This window comes from Shewanella bicestrii (assembly GCF_002216875.1).
Classification (GTDB): domain Bacteria; phylum Pseudomonadota; class Gammaproteobacteria; order Enterobacterales; family Shewanellaceae; genus Shewanella; species Shewanella seohaensis.
This window is the reverse complement of record NZ_CP022358.1, coordinates 1,892,030-1,910,598: the sequence shown is the minus strand read 5'-3', so window position 1 is coordinate 1,910,598 and position 18,569 is coordinate 1,892,030. Positions and strand designations below refer to the sequence as shown.

Below are 18,569 nucleotides of genomic sequence, written 5' to 3'. Positions count from 1 at the left end.
AAGTTAACACCCAAGCTACCTGATGCTTTAACCGATAAGATCAGCACTTATCCTGCGGGAGAAAATACTTGCACCACTTAAGTAACTGCTCTAATTTCGTTGTCGAACACTTTGATTAACAAGATTAAATTTTTATCCACCCCTAAACACTTCCCGAACTAATGCATTCTAAGTGATTTATAAATCGGGAGTTTTGGGCACGTTACGGGTGCCAATCTTGCACCTTAGCCCATTGAAGTGAGGAGTACCTATTTTGCGACTGCATCCAACAATCAATCATTTAGCCCCTATCACACAGCGAAAAACGAACCAACCGCGGTTTTTTCTCGGTTCCTTACTCGCTTGTTTGATGGGCATCAGCAGTTTAGTCCCAGCCTATGGCGCCGACTCGACCCCAGAGAAAAAAGCCAAGGCCTTCTCCCATGACACTGTCATTGAACTGGCTCAGCAACTGGCTCAAAAACCGTTTAAAGAAGCAAGAAAAGCCCCCAAAGAGCTCATTGATCTAGATTACGCCACCTACGGCAAAATCAATTATCAAGAAAACGCCGCGATTTGGGGCGGCACCCCCACTAAGTTTTCGGTACAACTCTTTGCCCCCGGTTTTTTATACAAAAACCTCGTGGATATCGATGTGGTTGAAAACAGCCAAGCCTTGCCCATCGAGCTAACTGAGTCTTCCTTTAGTGTCCCTAATGGCGCCATTGAAAAATTACTCACTCAGGTTGGCCAATATGCGGGCGTGCGCCTGCACTACCCAATCAATGACGATGAAGTCAAAGACGAGTTCATCATGTTCCAAGGCGCGAGTTATTTTAGAACGCTGTCTAAAGGACAAATTTATGGTCTATCCAACCGTGGACTGGCTATCGATGTGGCCCAGCCCAAAGGCGAAGAATACCCATTATTCAAACGTTTTTGGGTAGAGCGCCCCTCTAAGTATCAAACCGCCATTGTGGTGCATGCGCTGTTAGACAGTCAGAGCGTTACTGGGGCCTACCGCTTTGGTATTTACCCAGGCGCGCCAACGCGGGTCGAAGTGGATGTCACGCTATTCCCACGCCGAGACATCGCCCATGTGGGTCTCGCACCGCTGACCTCTATGTTCCTCTATGGCGGGTTAGATACTTCAGATAAGCCAGACTATCGTCCTGCGGTACATAACTCCGAAGGATTACAAATCGATCGCGGAAATGGCGAGCGCTTATGGCGCCCACTTAATAACCCAAATAAATTGCAGATCAGCGCCTTTGGCGACGAAGACATCAAAGGTTTTGGTTTAATCCAACGTCATCGTAACTTCGATTACTATGAAGATCTGAGCGCAAACTATCAGCAACGTCCTTCCGCTTGGATTGAACCGCTAAACGATTGGGGTAAAGGCCAGTTGGTACTGCTGGAAATCCCATCGAGCGCCGAGACCAACGACAATATCGTCACCTACTGGGAGCCTCAGGGCGGCTTAAAGCAAGGCGAGCCCTATCGTTATTCCTATCGCATCACGGCGTCTAACGATAGCCCTAGTGCCAACACTAAGGCGCGAGTGGTTCGCAGCTCTAAGGGACAAAAACAAGCGAAAGGTAAAGAATTGCTGATCGATTACAGCAATATCAAGCCGCAAGAGATTGAAAAAATTGCCATTGATGCCAGTATCAGCAAAGGCAAAATTCTGTCTTCCCGCATAGTGGCTCATCCCGATATCAATGGTGCTCGCGTTTTCGTGACCTTCGAGCCTGAAAGTACTAATGTGGCAGAGCTCAGAATTCAACTGCGTAAAGATGAAAAGCCCCTTGCCGCTACTTGGTTGTATCGCTGGAACAATGATGATTGGCCCTAGGCCAATAAGCTAACACTCGATTATCGTTTTACTTAACACCATAAAAAACGCCGGAAGTCCGGTGTTTTTTATGGGTAAAATTAATATTGCAATACTCAGTTAATAACCTTACAGTTAAGCGGTATAATATTTCCGCTGAGTTATCACAGTATTTTGCGGAATAAATAGGATTATTTTTATCTAACAAAAATAGGGATTTTCAGTTCCAGTTTTTGAATCCCATTTCACGGCTCATAAGATTTACTCACCAATCCTACGGCGTTATATTAGCCCCTCAAAGCAACTGAATACTCGCACAAATCACGTTTTACCAAGATATCTATCTATTGCGCTCACCATATTCAGTTTTTGTTATATTTCGCATCATGAATATGTCAGAGATAAAATGAAGTTACCCATATTAACGGCTGCATATTTGCGTAAGCCAACAACAATATTGTTAATTATGAGTGTATTACTCGCACTCTATTCACTCCCCATGCTGGGGCGTGTTATTTGGCTTGCGATCGTATTACTTTGCTACACACTACTTTAAATGAAATTAAAATGTTAATCCCACCACAATAATTAACATTTTGATTTCTATTGCGTGCGCACTTTCTTTGCTCGCAATATTCAGTTTCATCAACCATCGAACCGACTCTATTTTTAATAAAGTGGGTGGATATTTACGCTATGCCATTGTTACCTCTAAAACCAACACTCGCACTTTCGTTGTTGCTAGTGCCTAATGCCTTTGCTAACACTGTCGATTATCACGATTACGGCCCACTACGCAGCTATGCGCAATCCCCGACCCAAGCGGGCAGTTTGACCCCAATGTTACGCTCGGGATTCTCCGTACCCGAAGGACAAAAGGAGTTACACCTCTCCGCCAGTGCCGCCAGCGTCTGGGCTGAAACCGATGATTACTTTGCCGATTATTACCATAACACCCTCGAAGGCGGGCTCTCCTGGCAAATCAACGATAAATGGCTGTTAGACACAAGCTATCACTGGCGCTTTAGTGGTGATAATCACTTAGACTCAGTGACTATGTGGTTCCATGATGCATTTGGATTTAGTCAAAATGGCCGCGAAGATGCCGCTAAACATCAGAATCAAATCTTCTCCAAGGATGGAATTAATCAGCAAAACATTTCGGGGGAAACCTTAAATAATGCGATAACGCTTTATCTTGGCTATCAATTATTTGAGAACTCACACCACGGCTTATCTCTTGGCGGCAGTTTATATTATAACTATGTCGACACTGGCCCCTTTGAAAATGAGGCCTTTGAACAAGCACTGCAGCTTAATTACAGTTTCCGCTATGCTAATCATTATTTTCACTCCACTGCCGCCGTCAGTTTTAGGCAGGGGAATGAGGTGCTGTCCGGGATCCGCTACGATAATCATGCTTATACCGTTAATTTAGGCTATGAATATATCACGGGGCGCCATGGCTGGTTAATTGAACTGCATCATTACCAAGGATTACTCGAAACCGAAAATGATTTTTCAAAAGCCTCAAATGAGATATTGCTCGGCTACCGCTATTACTTAGACAATAGTGCAATAGAGTTCGCCATCGTTGAAAATTATTTCAATATGGATAACAGCACTGACATTGCCTTTAATATTGGCTATCGCGTTAAATTATAATCACAATATTTTAAAGCTATGCTAACAAAAACAGAGGCGATATAGCCTCTGTTTTTATATCAAACTTATTATTTGAATAAGCTTATTTCAGCAATAAGGGCTGGATATCGATAAAGTTGGCGGCATGTTCCGCATCCGCTTGTGTAAGATGAGGAATACAACCAAGAAATGGTGCTGTCATCATCTCTTTGAGCGATGCTAAGTTTTCATCGAACACGCTCATATTGGGATCGACACAGTTTGCCACCCAACCCGCAACGGTTAAACCATCGGCTATTATCGCCTCTTGGGTTAATAAGGCATGATTTAGGCAGCCAAGTTTCATCCCCACGACCAAGATCACCTCTAAATTAAGCTGCTGCACTAATTCCGATAAATAGCGTCCGTCCCCTAAGGGTAAACGCCAGCCGCCCGCACCTTCTATCAAGCAAAAATCAGCCTGTTCAAAGGCTTGTCTGTCGAGTTTTGCCAAAATCGCCTCTGGCGATATGTTAATCCCCAGCTGTTTTGCCGCTATATGCGGTGCGATGGCAGGCTCAAAACTCACTGGGTTGACCTTCTCATAGCTAAGCTTTAAAGATGAGGCCGACATCAGTTTCAACGCATCACTGTTACGTAAACCCAGCTCTGTGGTTTCACAACCCGATGCCACAGGTTTTACCCCAAGGCTTAAGTATGCAGCGCCTGTACGAGCAGCTTCACGATTGAATGCGGTTAAAAGCGCCGTCGACACTAAGGTTTTACCGCTGTCGGTATCTGTTCCCGTTACAAAAAACATGATTTTTCCTTGTAAAGCTGTACCAATAACGCGCCAAGTCATGGCCTAGCGTCTTATACCGAGCCGCCATGGCGACGTACACGAAATTGGGCAATTTGATAGGTTAAAGGTAGGCCCTGTGTTTCACGAAACTGCTCAGCACGTTGCTGTAAAGCCTGCCAATCGCGGCGGCCACGCAATTTGCCTAAGGGGGAGTGAGAGTGGAAGTCAGATGCAGGCATATCACTCCCCTGCTCTTCAGGCATTGATGACTGTACAGATGATTGGGCAAAGGATTGTACCGATGCGCCCACACCTTTAATGGAATAGAGCAAGGTTTTAAGATCTTGAAAATAGACGGTCATTGGCACAAGTTGGACATCAAACAGTTGCCAATCAGAGGTATCAAAGGCCGCTTTTAAGCTTTCAAGGGAGAGAAAACCGTTCACCCTCAAACCAAGATGGGATAACTGCGCCAGACTGCCTTCAGCCACGATACTCAGATGCGCTTCTCCACCAGATTTTAAGACTCTAGCCATTTCACTGGTCGCAGCCGAAAAATCCTGGCACCACTGCAGGGCTAAATTGGAGTAAATACTGTCGATACTGCCATCGGCAAAGGGGAGTTGCTCGGCATTACCGCACACGCATAGGTAGCTCGGGAAAGTCGCTTGAAGTTGTTGTAGCATCCCCTGGGCGATATCGAGGGCATAAACCCTCATCTCCTCACCCATTGCTCGGTTAGCGAAATCGGTCCCCGGCCCTGCGCCAATATCAAGAATTGCGCCCTTGGCAGCAAATCCCTGCAACAAACTCGCGCCGCTTAAACGCTGTAAACAGTTATGCTCTTGATAGTGCTTAGCCGCAGCAGAAAACCTTTCGGCAATATGCTCGACCTGACTGGCAGATTGATGGGAATTAACACTCACGCCAAGCGGCATAGACATCACAGATTATTCTCACTTTAACATCAAACTTTTACTTATAAGCTTTTACGTTCAAGCTCTTACTTTCAGACTTTTATCTTCAAGCTCTCAGTACACGAGCATTGAAGTGCCCTGCCATTCACCGGATATTCTGAATCAAACACGGCTTACCGTTCAGGCCGCTCAGAAATCCTCGGCAATACACACTCGGCCAGCACAGTGGCAATCCCATTGACGCAGCGCCGTATTGCCGCCTCGCTATGGGATGCGCTTAAGGTAATGCGCAATCTTGCCGAGCCAACGGGCACTGTGGGTGGACGAATGGCGCCGACCCAAATACCTAATGCCTTTAGCTTTTCCGCCACCAGCAAGGTTTGAGCCGCATCACCAATAATCAAAGGTTGAATCGCGGTGTCGCTACCTAGGAGTGGAATGTCAGCATCTTGGCACAACTGCTTGAACAATAAGATATTGCTCTGCAATTTTTGCTTAAGATCAGGATGGGCCTCAGCGTATTCAACTGCGGCCAAGGCAAGGGCCGCATTGGCGGGCGACAAGGCGGTGGAATAGATATATTCCCGCGCATTGCTTACGAGAAATTCAATCAACTGCCGACTCCCGAGGATCGCCGCGCCCTGACAGCCTAACGCCTTACCAAAGGTCACTATCTGGATATCGATAAGGTTGGAAGCTGGAGTCGACTCAACTTGAGCACTCACAGCATCCACCACACCAAAACCATGGGCATCATCGACAATTAACCAAGCATTATGTGCCCGGCAAAGTGCGGATAACGCCGAAATCGGCGCGATATCGCCATCCATGCTGAAAACACTCTCAGTGATCAAGGCTGAAACGGCGTTCTTCGCTAACAGGCGCTCGGCGCTATCGGTGGCGTTATGCAAAAATCGTTTAAAATCCGCGCCGCTGTCGCGCAATCCATCGATAATCGATGCATGGACCAGTTTATCGGCCAGCACCACATCCTGCTTATCGAATAAGGTCTTACACAAGGTGGTATTGGCGCTAAACCCTGAGCTAAAGAGTAGTGCCGCCTCAAATCCCGTCATCTGGCACAGCTTAGTTTCTAGCGCCAAATGCGCCTCGCTGTAGCCCGTCACCAGCGGTGATGCGCCGCTACCAACGCCATATTGCTTAGCGCCAAGGTGCAGCGCCTCGGCCAATTCGGGAGCACGGGATAGCCCTAAGTAATCATTGCTGCTGAAGTTAAGATAGTGCCGATCCGCTAAGCCAAACTGAGGGCCATCCTCACTGAGTGCTGCCGCGCACGACAGTGCCTGACGCTGCCTAAGTAAGCCTTGCTCGGCTAACGCCTGCTGACGGGCGAGGATTTTTGCACCCAGTTTTGAAGTGAGTGGTGAACTCATTTTTTCTTACTCAACTTTTCTTGCTCAACTTTTCTTGCTCTGCATTTTACTTTGCTGGTTTACTCAGCGTCTTAACTCTTTTTCGCTTAGCCTCTGGCATAACGACGGCTAAATGCTCGCAGAGTCTCACCGTCCGCATCCTCTTTGGGGCCAGCGCTTCGGCTTAACGAAGCGCAAGTCCAAAGAAGCGAGTTTTACTGAGGCGATAAGTCTTAGTTACAGCGCCGCCGCATCATAAAAAGGTGCCGAGGCTTTATCTTGGTGCGCCGCAGCTTTGGCTAAGACTGCTTGCTCATCATCGATAGTCGCGGCAGCGCCCTGCTCAGGACGTAAGCCCAGACGGCGGAACAGGCCCATATCATCACTTTCTTCAGGGTTTGGCGTCGTCAGTAACTTGCAGCCGTAGAAAATCGAGTTCGCGCCCGCAAAGAAACACATGGCCTGCAATTCGTCAGTCATGTTTTCACGGCCCGCCGATAAACGCACACGGGACTTAGGCATTAAAATACGCGCCACGGCGATGGTACGGACAAACTCCAGCGGATCTAAATCATCGAGTTTTTCGAAGGGGGTGCCCGCTACTTTGACCAACATGTTAATGGGCACAGAATCAGGGTGCTGAGGCAAATTCGCCAGTTGTTGCAATAAACCCGCTCGGTCTGTGGCCTTTTCGCCCATACCAACAATACCGCCAGAGCAGACTTTCATGCCCGATGCACGCACGTGGCTTAAGGTATCTAAACGGTTTTGATAGGTACGGGTGGTGATCACATCGCCGTAATATTCAGGCGAGGTATCTAAATTGTGGTTGTAATAATCAAGGCCCGCATCGGCCAGCTCATTGGCTTGCTCGGCACTAAGCATGCCTAAGGTCATACAGGTTTCCATGCCGAGGGCTTTCACCTCTTGCACCATTTGCTTGAGGTATGGCATGTCTTTATCTTTCGGGTTACGCCAAGCGGCGCCCATACAGAAACGTGAAGCGCCCGCGGCTTTAGCACTGCGCGCTTCGGTCAATACGGTTTCCATCGCTAAGAGACGCTCTTTTTCAAGGCCAGTGTCGTAACGCGCACTCTGCGGACAATATTTACAATCCTCAGGACAAGCACCGGTTTTGATCGACAGTAATCGGCTGATCTGCACTTCGTTAGGATCGTACACTTCACGGTGGATACTGTGTGCTTTAAATAATAAGTCATTCATCGGCAGCGCAAATAAGGCTTCGATTTCTTCCCGCTTCCAATCATGACGAACTTGCAACTGCGACATTGAACACCCTTTTATTTTTGTATTTTACCTTGGCTAGGATAACCTCAGCCCTTAAACTGTCAACGCCAACCAGTGATACAGGTTTACCACTGATTATTTTTCAACCAACACTGTGAGCTTTTATGCGCAATTTACTCGATTTTGATTTTGATAGCGCCCATATTTGGCATCCTTATACTTCCATGACCCGCGCACTTCCTGTTTTTGGGGTACACAGTGCCCAAGGCTGCGAGCTGGAATTGGTCGATGGCCGTAAGCTTATCGATGGCACCAGTTCATGGTGGGCCTGCGTACATGGTTATGGACACCCGGCGATATTAGCGGCGATGGAGCGGCAACTGCACCAACTCAGCCATGTCATGTTTGGCGGTATTACCCATGAACCTGCCATTGAACTTTGTAAAAAACTGCTGGCGATGACCTGCGATCCCCTCACTAAAGTATTTCTCTGCGACTCAGGCTCAATTGCCGTCGAAGTTGCCATCAAAATGGCGCTGCAATATTGGCAGGGGCAAGATTTGCCTTTAGCGCAAAAGTCCCAAAAACAGCGCATTCTCACGGTAAAGAAGGGATACCATGGCGATACCTTTGCCGCCATGAGTGTCTGCGATCCCGAAGGGGGTATGCATACCATGTTTGGCGAGGCTGTAACGAAACAGTGTTTTGTCGACGCGCCGCAAACGCCCTTCGGCGAGCCATTAGGCCAAGATGATTTAGCGCCAATGCAGCGTATTTTACGCGAGCAACATCAAGAGATTGCCGCCGTAATTATCGAGCCGATTATGCAGGGCGCTGGGGGAATGCGATTCTACAGCAGCGAATATTTACGCGGCCTACGTGCCCTGTGTGATGAATATAATGTGCTGCTTATCCTCGATGAAATCGCCACGGGTTTTGGCCGAACCGGTAGGTTATTTGCCTATGAACATGCCGACATCTCGCCCGACATTCTCTGCCTAGGCAAAGCATTAACGGGGGGTTATATCAGCCTTGCCGCCACCTTGTGCACGGATAACGTCGCCCAAGGCATTAGCCACTCGCCCGCAGGTGTCTTTATGCATGGCCCGACATTTATGGGCAATCCCCTCGCCTGTGCTGCCGCCTGCGCAAGCTTAGATCTGATCAATCAACAGGAGTGGCCAGCGCAGGTTGCCGCCATCGAGCAGCAAATGCAGCGCGAGCTTGCCGATGCCATCGATATTCCCAGCGTGAAAGAGGTGCGCGTGCTCGGCGCGGTCGGCGTGCTCGAAATGCACCAAGCGGTCAATACCGCGGCGCTGCAGCAGCAATTTGTTGACTTAGGCGTATGGGTGCGCCCCTTTGCCAACCTAATTTATATTATGCCGCCCTATGTGATAACCCCTGCGCAACTGACACAACTGACTCGGGCGATGAAGCAAGTGGCTGCGACGATTACGCCGCCACAGGCCGCTCAAGCCGAGGCGCTTGCGAATGAAAGCATCACCATCAGTCACGGTTAAATGTGGCTAACACATTAGTCATTAAGCCTTTTTGACAAGGCTTGAGATCAAGGCCCGCAGCGCCGCCGGTTTAATCATTTTCGCCATATAGTGATAACCGCGGCGCTGCACATCTTCCATCAACTCTTTACGGGTATTGGCGGTGATTAAAATCCCCGGTAACTCTTTGCCATAGAGCGCGCGGATCCCGTCCATCGCATCGACGCCGTTTTGGCCATCGTCCAAGTGGAAATCCGCTAACACTATGTCTGGCGCTACCCCTTTTAGGCCTAATTTTATTCGCGCATCGGACAAGTCTTTGGCGCATATCACCTCGCACTGCCAGCGGCTGAGTAGACTCTCAAGCCCCGCTAAAATGGCTTCTTCGTTGTCGATACACAGGACTTTAATCCCTGATAAAGGTTGCAATAGCGATGGCAAAGCCTTCACCTGCGGCTGACGCACGGTTTCCCCTAGGGGCACGCAGATAGAAAACACTGAGCCTCGTCCCAATTGCGACGACACTTGGATCCCGTGATTCAGCACTCGGCTGATCCTATCGGCAATCGCCAGCCCGAGGCCGAGGCCGCTGACGCTTTTACTACGTGGATTATTTAAGCGCTTAAACTCTTTGAAAATTTCGCGGGTTTCGTGCTCATCAATCCCGCAGCCCGTGTCCAATACTTGGATCTCTAACTCACTGCCACGATGGCGACAGCCAAACAGCACCCGTCCACCACGGGCATAACGGTAAGCATTGGTTAAGAAGTTTTGCAGCACGCGCCGCAGTAGCGAAGGATCGGAGTTAACCGTCGCGCTACAGGGGATCATCTGAAAGCGAATTTGATTGTCCGCCGCCATCGCCTCAAATTCGACTGACAGACCATTGAGCAGCTCGGATATGGCAAAATCGCGGCGATTGACTTCCACCATGCCAGAATCCAGCTTCGAAATATCCAATAAGTCAGTGAGCAACTCGCCAGCGGTTTTGAGCGAGCTATTCACATGGGATAAGGTGGTGCGCGCCTCGCGGTCTAAATTAGGATACTGGGACAAAGACGCGGTAAACAATCTCGCCGCATTCAAGGGTTGCATTAAGTCGTGCCCTACCGCCGCTAAGAAACGACTCTTAGAAGCGTTCGCCATTTCTTCCTGCGCCTTGGCCTCAAGTAACTCACTGTTTAGCATGGCTAACTCGTAGGTACGCTCTTTGACGCGTGATTCGAGGGTTTCATTGGCTTCAAGCAAAGCGCGCTCCTGCTCACGGTATTGAGTAATGTCGGTAAAGGTCATCACAAAGCCGCCATCGGGCATAGGATTACCTTGAATTTTAATCACTTTGCCGTCTTTACGTTGCCGCTCTGAGGTATGCGGCGTGCCATTGCGCATATGCTGCACGCGTTTTTCGACCTGCGACTCAATATCCCCCTCGCCGCAATATCCCCGCGCCGCGTTAAAGCGGATCACTTCGCCAATCGGCATGCCTTGCTGTAAAAATCCTTCAGGATATTGATACAGCTCGACGTATTTGTAGTTCCATGCCACTAGGTTGAGGTCGCTGTCGATAACGCTCATCCCTTCATAGGCATGCTCGATAGCCCCGCGCAGCATATCTTGGCTGAGCATGATTTTGGATGAGGCTTCATCCACTAGGCTAAAGACTTCATCTAGGGCCAAGTCGCGCCCTTGTAACACCGAGTCCATCACCAAGGAGGCACTGGAAGCGCCAAGCACACCGGCGAGTAAACGTTCGGTGTGGGCAATAAGCTCAGGTGTCGCAGCCTTGTGCCAGCTGTCACTCTTGACCGCCTCGGTGGAGAATCGGCTAAAGCTTTCATAGGCGCGGGTTGGGCTAACAAAGCGGCTGGCTAAGATCAGCAAATCCTGCTGAGAGATAGGGCCATTTTTCTTATTGGCATTATTTTTAAGCTTACCCGGGCTGACAAAAGCGCTAGCCTGAATACGCTCAGCAACCCCTGCCCTGAACCAAATCGAGCCTAAGATATAGCAGGCAATATTGGCGAACAACGCAGTGAGGGCATCACGTACATTGGGGGTAATGGCATCTAACAGATCGATATTACTCGACAATAAGGTCGCCACATTTTGGCCATCGTTCATGCCGCTTAGCATGATGTAAAACCACAGGCCAAAACCCACACTCAAGCCTAAAAACACCCCGGCACGATTACCGTGTTTCCAATAGAGCCCGCCCACCAGCGCGGGAGCAAGCTGGGCAAACGCCCCGAAGGATAACATCCCAAGGTGCGATAGCGAGTCACTGTCGGCGAGCGCCAGATAACTGCCATAACCCAAACCAAGGATGATGACGATGGCAAGGCGGCGCGCATTTAATAGCATCTGCGAAAACTGGCTGAAATTTTTCTCACGGATATTGCCCGTGCGCAGCATCACTGGCACCAACCACTCGTTACTCACCATCACGCTTATCGTCACTACCGCCACAATCACCATGCCGGTTGCCGCAGATAAAGTGCCTAACAGCGCAATGACGGCGAGCAGTGGATGATCTAAGGCAAGCGGTAAATTGATCACATAAGTATCGGCGGCAACGCTATCACCGAGGATCACTTTACCCGCTAAAGCCAGTGGCCCAACGAATAAGCCAAATAAGGCCAAATACAGCGGGAATAACCAGCGCCCCTTGGACAACACCGATTCATCGGCACACTCCACCACCATCACGTGGAATTGCCGCGGCATACATAAAAATGCCGCCATGCCGACGAGCAGCTCAGGCATTAAGGCTTCGATTCGAGGATTTGGGTAATTAATTAATGCTTTTTCGCTCGCCTGCTGCCAGATATCACCAAAACCATCGAACACGCCAAAGCTAATCACAATCCCCACCAACAAAAATGCCGCCAGTTTGACTAACGATTCAAAGGCAATCGCCAGCATCATACCGGGGTTATGCTCGGTGGCGTCGAGCTTACGCGTCCCAAATAAAATGGCAAAAATCGCCAGCAACGCTGTGATAAGTAAAGGAATAGTAATGCCGTTTAAAGGATCGTCTGCTGGTTGGAACAAATTAAGGCTAAACACCATCGCCTTAAGTTGCAGGGCAATGTAGGGCATGATGCCAAATAAAGCGATGAGGGTAACAATGGCCGCCAATGTTTGTGACTTACCGTAACGGGCGGCGATAAAGTCGGCGACCGAGGTAATATTTTGCGCCTTGGACACGAGCACCATCTTGCGCAGCATGCCAAAACCTAAGGTGAAAATAATAATTGGGCCGATAAAAATCGGGATGAAGGACCAAAAATCATTAGCCGACTGCCCAACCGTGCCTAAAAAGCTCCAGGAAGAACAATAAACCGCCAGACTTAAACCATAAATGCCGACCTGCAGCTTCTTGGTCACGCCGCTAAACCAACGCTCCGCGCCCCAGGCTAAAAGGAATAAAAGTGAGACATAACAAATAGCAATAACGGCGACGACTAAGGTTAGATTCATATTTTGCTCTTTTTTTCCATTATTGTGCGATAAATAATGGCTGAAATCTAGCCAGATTTTCGAGTGCAACAGCCTAAATATAAAGGAAATTTTAAAACTAGACCAAGGTCTAATGGAGTTGCCAGCCCCTTGCATACCATACTCAGACTACGCAATTTTTAGAAAGGGAAGCCCTATGAGCTCGCAGTCTCTCTACAAAGTCTCCGGCAATATCGCTGCCAATGCACTTGTAAATAACGATCAATATAAAAAAATGTACCAAGAGTCGATTGTCAATCCAGAGGGTTTCTGGAGAGAGCACGGCAAACGGATCGATTGGATAAAGCCATACACTAAAATCAAAAAAACCACTTTTGACGATCATAACTTATCGATTAACTGGTTCTACGACGGCACCCTAAACGCCTCAGCCAACTGCTTAGATCGCCATCTAGCAGAACACAGCGACCGCGTTGCCATCATTTGGGAAGGCGATAACGCCAGCGAACAACGTAAAATCACCTACGGTGAGCTGCACACTCAAGTGTGTAAGTTTGCCAACGCCCTACGCAGCCAAGGCGTGCGTCGTGGCGATATTGTGACCATTTATATGCCAATGGTGCCAGAAGCGGCGGTGGCTATGCTGGCCTGTGCCCGCATCGGTGCCGTGCACTCGGTGGTCTTTGGTGGCTTCTCACCCGATTCTATCGCTTCACGGGTCATCGACGGTAAATCTAAAGTGGTTATCACCGCCGATGAAGGTATGCGTGGTGGCCGCGCGATCCCACTCAAGCGCAACATCGACGATGCGCTCAAGCATCCCGATGTCACCAGCGTTGAGAAGGTAATCGTACTTAAGCGTACTGGCGGCAAGGTTGATTGGGTAGAAGGCCGCGATGTGTGGTGGCACTCACTAGTTGAAACCGCATCCGAGCACTGCGCCATTGAAGAAATGGGCGCCGAAGATCCGCTCTTCTTACTTTATACCTCAGGTTCAACCGGTAATCCCAAGGGCGTATTACACACCACGGGCGGTTATATGGTGTATGCCTCAATGACCCACGAGTATGTGTTCGATTACAAACCGGGTGAGATTTACTGGTGTACCGCAGATGTGGGTTGGATCACGGGTCATTCCTACATGGTGTACGGCCCACTGGCGAACGGTGCGACCGTGCTAATCCACGAAGGGATCCCTAATTACCCAAGCCCTGCACGTCTAGGCGAGATGATTGACCGCCACAAGGTAAATATTCTCTATACTGCGCCGACACTTATCCGTGCACTGATGGCCGAAGGTAAACAGCATTTTGACAAGTACGATGGCAGCTCGCTGCGCATCATGGGCTCAGTGGGTGAACCTATCAACCCTGAAGCTTGGCGCTGGTACCACGAGGTCATCGGCCATGAACATTGCCCGATTGTCGATACCTGGTGGCAAACCGAAACTGGCGGCATCTTGATTACGCCATTACCCGGCGCAACCGATACCAAACCCGGCTCGGCAACTCGCCCTTTCTTTGGGGTACAACCGGCGCTCGTGGACAACATGGGTAACATTTTAGAAGGCGCAACTGAAGGTAACTTAGTGCTGCTCGACTCATGGCCAGGTCAAATGCGTACCGTATATGGCGACCATGAACGCTTCGTACTGACCTACTTCAAAACCTTCCGTGGCATGTACTTTACCGGTGACGGCGCGCGCCGCGATGAAGACGGTTACTACTGGATCACCGGCCGTGTGGACGATGTGATTAACGTCTCCGGCCACAGATTAGGTACCGCTGAAGTAGAAAGTGCACTGGTATCACACGAACTGGTCGCTGAAGCCGCAGTTGTGGGCTATCCCCATGATATTAAAGGCCAAGGTATTTACGCCTATGTGACCTTAACCCGCGGCACTGAAGAGAGTGAAGAACTTCGCCAAGAGCTGCGCCAATGGGTTCGCAAAGAAATTGGTGCCCTAGCCACACCGGATCTTATCCAGTGGGCAACAGGGTTACCTAAGACCCGTTCTGGCAAAATCATGCGCCGCTTCCTGCGTAAGATTGCCGCGAACGAAGTGACCAACTTAGGTGATGCATCAACACTGGCCGATCCAGCCGTGATTGAGACCTTGATTGAAACTCGCTTAAATCGTAACGAGTAATCGTTATCCCGCGCTTAATCGTGATTTATCACGGTTAAGCGCTGCTTTAGCTCCTGTATGTTTGAACCTGACTCCATCGAGTACTGGTTCTTTTAAATGAAGCAACCCCTGTTGAGAAAGTGCCTGATTGCCCCTTTCTCTTAGTTGCCCCTCCAACCAAGGGGCATTTTTTTGGTTCTGTGTTAAGCTTGGCGCCAAACTCAGTCGACCAAGAATACCTAATAGCGTGTCAGTTAATTCCAGCCCAAGTGTTACCCTCAGGGATTATCAGCAACAAGCCGTCGATGCCGCCATCGCGCATTTCAAAAAAAGCACCGATTCCGCAGTGTTAGTCCTGCCAACGGGTGCCGGGAAAAGTATCGTTATTGCCGAGCTGGCCCGCATCGCCAGAGGACGAGTGCTGGTTTTAACCCATGTGAAGGAACTGGTTGCCCAAAACGCGCAAAAGGTCGGATTACTGACGACTGAGGCCAGCATTTACTCCGCTGGGTTAAATCAAAAATCGACTGACGGCAAAACCGTCGTGGCCAGTATCCAATCCGCCGCGCGCGCCTTAACTCAATTCGATGAGCCCTTCTCGCTGGTGATTATCGATGAGTGCCACAGAGTCAGCCTCGAAAAAACCAGCCAATATCAGCAGCTCTTAAGTCATTTACAAGAGCGTAATCCCAAGCTCAAATTATTAGGCCTAACTGCAACTCCCTATCGGCTCGGGACAGGTTGGATTTACAAACGCCACTACCACGGCAAAGTCGGCTCGCCTGAACTTGGGATCTTCGAGCAGTGTATTTTCGAGCTCCCCATCCGTCCGCTGATTAAACAAGGCTATTTAACCGCGCCCACTTTATTTGATGGTTTAAGCGCCCAATATGACTTCAGCCAAATCAAGCCCAATGACAATGGCGAATATCCCGAGGCCCAAGTCAATGCGCTGCTGAATCACGCTGGGCGTGCGACAACGGCGATTGTGAAGCAACTGATTGAACTGAGTCACCATCGCCAAGGGATCATTATTTTTGCGGCAACAGTGCGCCATGCGGAAGAAATTGTTAGCCAGCTTAACAAGGAACACGGCGAGCAAACGGCAATCGTCACGGCGCAAACGCCAGATAATGAACGTGATGAGCTTATCGAGCGCTTTAAAGCCAGAGAGCTTAAGTTCCTTGTCAACGTCGCGGTATTGACCACCGGATTCGATGCGCCCCATGTGGATTTGATTGCAATTTTACGCCCCACCGCATCGGTGAGTTTGTTTCAGCAAATGATTGGCCGCGGTCTTAGGATCTGTGAAGGTAAAAAAGATTGTTTAGTGATTGATTACGCTGCCAATGGCTATGATTTGTATTTTCCAGAAGTCGGCCAAGCTAAGCCCAATAGCAAGTCGGTTCCGGTACAAGTGCACTGCCCTGTCTGCCAGTTTGCTAATATCTTTTGGGGATTAACCGACAATGATGGCGATATTATCGAACACTTTGGCCGTCGCTGTCAGGGCATAGTCGAGCATCATGGGCAAAAGCAGCAATGTGATTTTCGATTTAGATCTAAATCCTGTCCTGATTGCGGACAAGAGAACGACATAGCAGCGCGTATTTGCCTGCATTGCCAGTCGACCTTAATCGACCCCGATAAACGCCTTAAGCAAGTATTGAATAAGCAGCACCATCATCTGTTCCGCTGCCAGCATATGACGTTAATGGATGATGCGGGCGATCTTAAGGTGCAATATCTGGACATTGAAGGAAACGAGTTTAATCGACGCTTTAAACTGCAAACGCCCGCCCAATGGCGTGCCTTGTATGTGCTATTTATTTTCCCCCATAGTCGCACGCCGGGCCTAAAACCTAAGCAATACAAAAAAGTGTCTGAGCTGATTGCCGATAGCGCCGCTTTTCGGATGCCAGATCTGTTACTGCTGAAAAAGCATAAAAAAGGCTGGGATCTGCTCGAAAGCTATTTCGATTACCAAGGGCGCTATCAAACTGAAAATAAACACATCTGACATTATCAATTCGGTTAGCGCTATGGTATAAAACGCTTAAAGTAATCCTAAGGAGCTATTATGTACGTTGTTATTTTTGGCCGTCCTGGCTGTCCTTATTGCGTGCGAGCAGTACAACTGTCAGAGCAACTCGTTGAAAAACGTGATGACTTTAAATTTAGATACGTGGATATCCACGCCGAAGGGATTTCTAAAGCGGATCTCGAGAAGACTGTCGGCAAGCCAGTCGAAACTGTGCCACAGATTTTCGTTGATGAAAAACACGTAGGTGGTTGCACCGATTTCGAACAATATGTTCGCGATAACAATCTGTTAGGTTAATCCTAATGTGATGTAAAAGGAGACCTGAGGTCTCCTTTTTATTTATCTATTGACCCGTCCTAAATAGCGTTGACACTTTTCAAACTCATTTTGGAGAGTGTAATGACTTCAACAATTAAACGAACTCAACGCGATTATTCCCTCGCTTTTAAATTGGCGGTTGTCGACCAAGTGGAAAAAGGCGAGCTGACCTATAAGCAGGCGCAAGACAAGTACGGTATTCAAGGTTGCTCCACCGTGTTAGTGTGGTTACGCAAGCATGGCAAACTGGATTGGTCCCTAGGGACGCCGCCAACATCAATGCGAGGACAGTTGATGACTGAACCCACCACGCTCACCCCCGAGCAAAAGATAAAAGCCCTCGAAGCCGAACTGGAAGATACCCGCATGAAAGCGGCGTTCTTCGAAGCCATTGTCGAAAAACTCAGAACTGACTACGGGATATCCGTCGTAAAAAAGCCACCCGCGAAACGCTCCAAGAAAAAACGGCCATAGGTTATGGCGTCACCCAATGCTGTCGTTACCTTGGCATCAGTCGCCAGGCGTATTATCAACAATGCCAGCGGCAAACAGAATGGGAGCAAAGGGAGCAACAGGTGGTGCAAATGGTACAATATGAACGGCTACTTCAACCGCGAGTCGGTACGCGTAAACTGCAGTATTTACTCAACAAAATGCATCAAATAGTGATAGGACGAGACCGGTTATTTCGCTGTCTTAGGGCGCATCGTTTGTTGGTCACGCCTAAGCGGGCGTACCATAAAACGACCCATAGCCATCATCGATTTAGGTGTCATCCCAACTTGCTTAAGCCCAGCGAGCAGCAAGTAGACATCAGCCGCTCAGAGCAAGTCTGGGTGGCGGATATTACCTATCTGCCACTGCAAGATAATGAAGCCTATTTAAGCTTGGTGACCGATGCCTGGTCACGAAAAATCGTGGGCTATCATGTTGATGATAATCTTAAAACAGACGGGGTGCTAACGGCCTACAAACGGGCGCTGAAGCAGCGACAAGATAAAAGTAAACCGCTGATACACCACTCAGACCGAGGGATACAGTACTGCTCAAACGCGTATCAAGCGGTTCACGCACAACATGGCGTGACATGCTCAATGACAGACGGATATGACTGCTATCAAAATGCCTTAGCAGAGCGAGTGAATGGCATCTTGAAGCAGGAGTTTTTAACACATAAGCCCGCAACGCTGGAGGAGGCGCGACAAATGGTGACAGAAGCGGTAGCCATCTATAATCAACGGCGGCCACATTTGGCCTTAAAATACAAAACGCCCGATGAGGTTCATCGAGCGTTTTAGGTGGAAATAAGTGTCAACTTATTTCAGGACGAGACATATAT

12 protein-coding genes are annotated in these 18,569 nt (G+C 49.0%); 7 read left to right on the top strand and 5 right to left on the bottom strand.

Features of this window, described 5'->3' with window-relative positions; translation table 11 throughout:
• Nucleotides 1–253: 253 nt before the first annotated feature.
• Both CF168_RS08355 and CF168_RS08350 read left to right on the top strand, forming a co-directional pair.
• Nucleotides 254–1,837: a glucan biosynthesis protein G gene (locus tag CF168_RS08355; protein WP_089067573.1), complete on the top strand. Its 1,584-nt coding sequence runs from the start codon at nucleotides 254–256 to the stop codon at nucleotides 1,835–1,837.
• A 675-nt stretch (nucleotides 1,838–2,512) separates the two neighbouring features.
• Nucleotides 2,513–3,481, top strand: coding sequence for a DUF3187 family protein (locus CF168_RS08350; RefSeq protein WP_089067572.1), 969 nt, complete (start codon nucleotides 2,513–2,515; stop codon nucleotides 3,479–3,481).
• 82 nt (nucleotides 3,482–3,563) lie between these two features.
• Here the strand turns inward: CF168_RS08350 and bioD are convergent, their stop codons facing one another.
• The 4 genes from bioD to bioB all read right to left on the bottom strand — a co-directional run bounded on the left by bioD (nucleotide 3,564) and on the right by bioB (nucleotide 7,821).
• Nucleotides 3,564–4,259 (bottom strand): dethiobiotin synthase, encoded by a 696-nt coding sequence (gene bioD, locus CF168_RS08345; RefSeq protein ID WP_089067571.1) that lies wholly within the window; start codon nucleotides 4,257–4,259, stop codon nucleotides 3,564–3,566.
• Nucleotides 4,260–4,312: 53 nt separating this feature from the next.
• Nucleotides 4,313–5,185 (bottom strand): malonyl-ACP O-methyltransferase BioC, encoded by an 873-nt coding sequence (bioC, locus tag CF168_RS08340; protein WP_089067570.1) that lies wholly within the window; start codon nucleotides 5,183–5,185, stop codon nucleotides 4,313–4,315.
• A gap of 146 nt (nucleotides 5,186–5,331) precedes the next feature.
• On the bottom strand, nucleotides 5,332–6,552 hold the full coding sequence (locus CF168_RS08335) for an aminotransferase class I/II-fold pyridoxal phosphate-dependent enzyme (protein WP_089067569.1): 1,221 nt from the start codon (nucleotides 6,550–6,552) through the stop codon (nucleotides 5,332–5,334).
• A 216-nt stretch (nucleotides 6,553–6,768) separates the two neighbouring features.
• A complete protein-coding gene (bioB, locus tag CF168_RS08330; protein ID WP_011623120.1) occupies nucleotides 6,769–7,821 on the bottom strand; it encodes a biotin synthase BioB in 1,053 nt (350 codons plus the stop codon).
• 122 nt (nucleotides 7,822–7,943) lie between these two features.
• Between bioB and bioA the strand changes: the two genes are divergently transcribed.
• The gene (gene bioA / locus CF168_RS08325) at nucleotides 7,944–9,302 is read left to right on the top strand and encodes an adenosylmethionine--8-amino-7-oxononanoate transaminase (protein ID WP_089067568.1); all 1,359 of its coding nucleotides are present in this window, start codon (nucleotides 7,944–7,946) and stop codon (nucleotides 9,300–9,302) included.
• A 21-nt stretch (nucleotides 9,303–9,323) separates the two neighbouring features.
• Here bioA and CF168_RS08320 read toward each other — a convergent pair whose 3' ends face one another.
• Nucleotides 9,324–12,761, bottom strand: coding sequence for a hybrid sensor histidine kinase/response regulator (locus CF168_RS08320; RefSeq protein WP_089067567.1), 3,438 nt, complete (start codon nucleotides 12,759–12,761; stop codon nucleotides 9,324–9,326).
• Nucleotides 12,762–12,936: 175 nt separating this feature from the next.
• On the opposite strand from CF168_RS08320, the gene acs reads away from it, so the two are divergent.
• The 4 genes from acs to CF168_RS08300 all read left to right on the top strand — a co-directional run bounded on the left by acs (nucleotide 12,937) and on the right by CF168_RS08300 (nucleotide 18,528).
• Nucleotides 12,937–14,889: an acetate--CoA ligase gene (acs, locus tag CF168_RS08315; RefSeq protein WP_086902146.1), complete on the top strand. Its 1,953-nt coding sequence runs from the start codon at nucleotides 12,937–12,939 to the stop codon at nucleotides 14,887–14,889.
• 226 nt (nucleotides 14,890–15,115) lie between these two features.
• Entirely contained in the window at nucleotides 15,116–16,888 is a 1,773-nt protein-coding gene (locus CF168_RS08310; protein ID WP_089067566.1) for a DEAD/DEAH box helicase, read from the top strand.
• Nucleotides 16,889–16,948: 60 nt separating this feature from the next.
• A complete protein-coding gene (locus tag CF168_RS08305; protein ID WP_011072684.1) occupies nucleotides 16,949–17,209 on the top strand; it encodes a GrxA family glutaredoxin in 261 nt (86 codons plus the stop codon).
• A gap of 102 nt (nucleotides 17,210–17,311) precedes the next feature.
• Nucleotides 17,312–18,528 (top strand): IS3 family transposase gene (locus CF168_RS08300; RefSeq protein WP_089067288.1). Its coding sequence is split into 2 segments (ribosomal slippage): nucleotides 17,312–17,660 and nucleotides 17,660–18,528, totalling 1,218 coding nucleotides; the frame shifts between segments, so codons are not numbered across the junction.
• The last annotated feature ends 41 nt before the right edge of the window (nucleotides 18,529–18,569 follow it).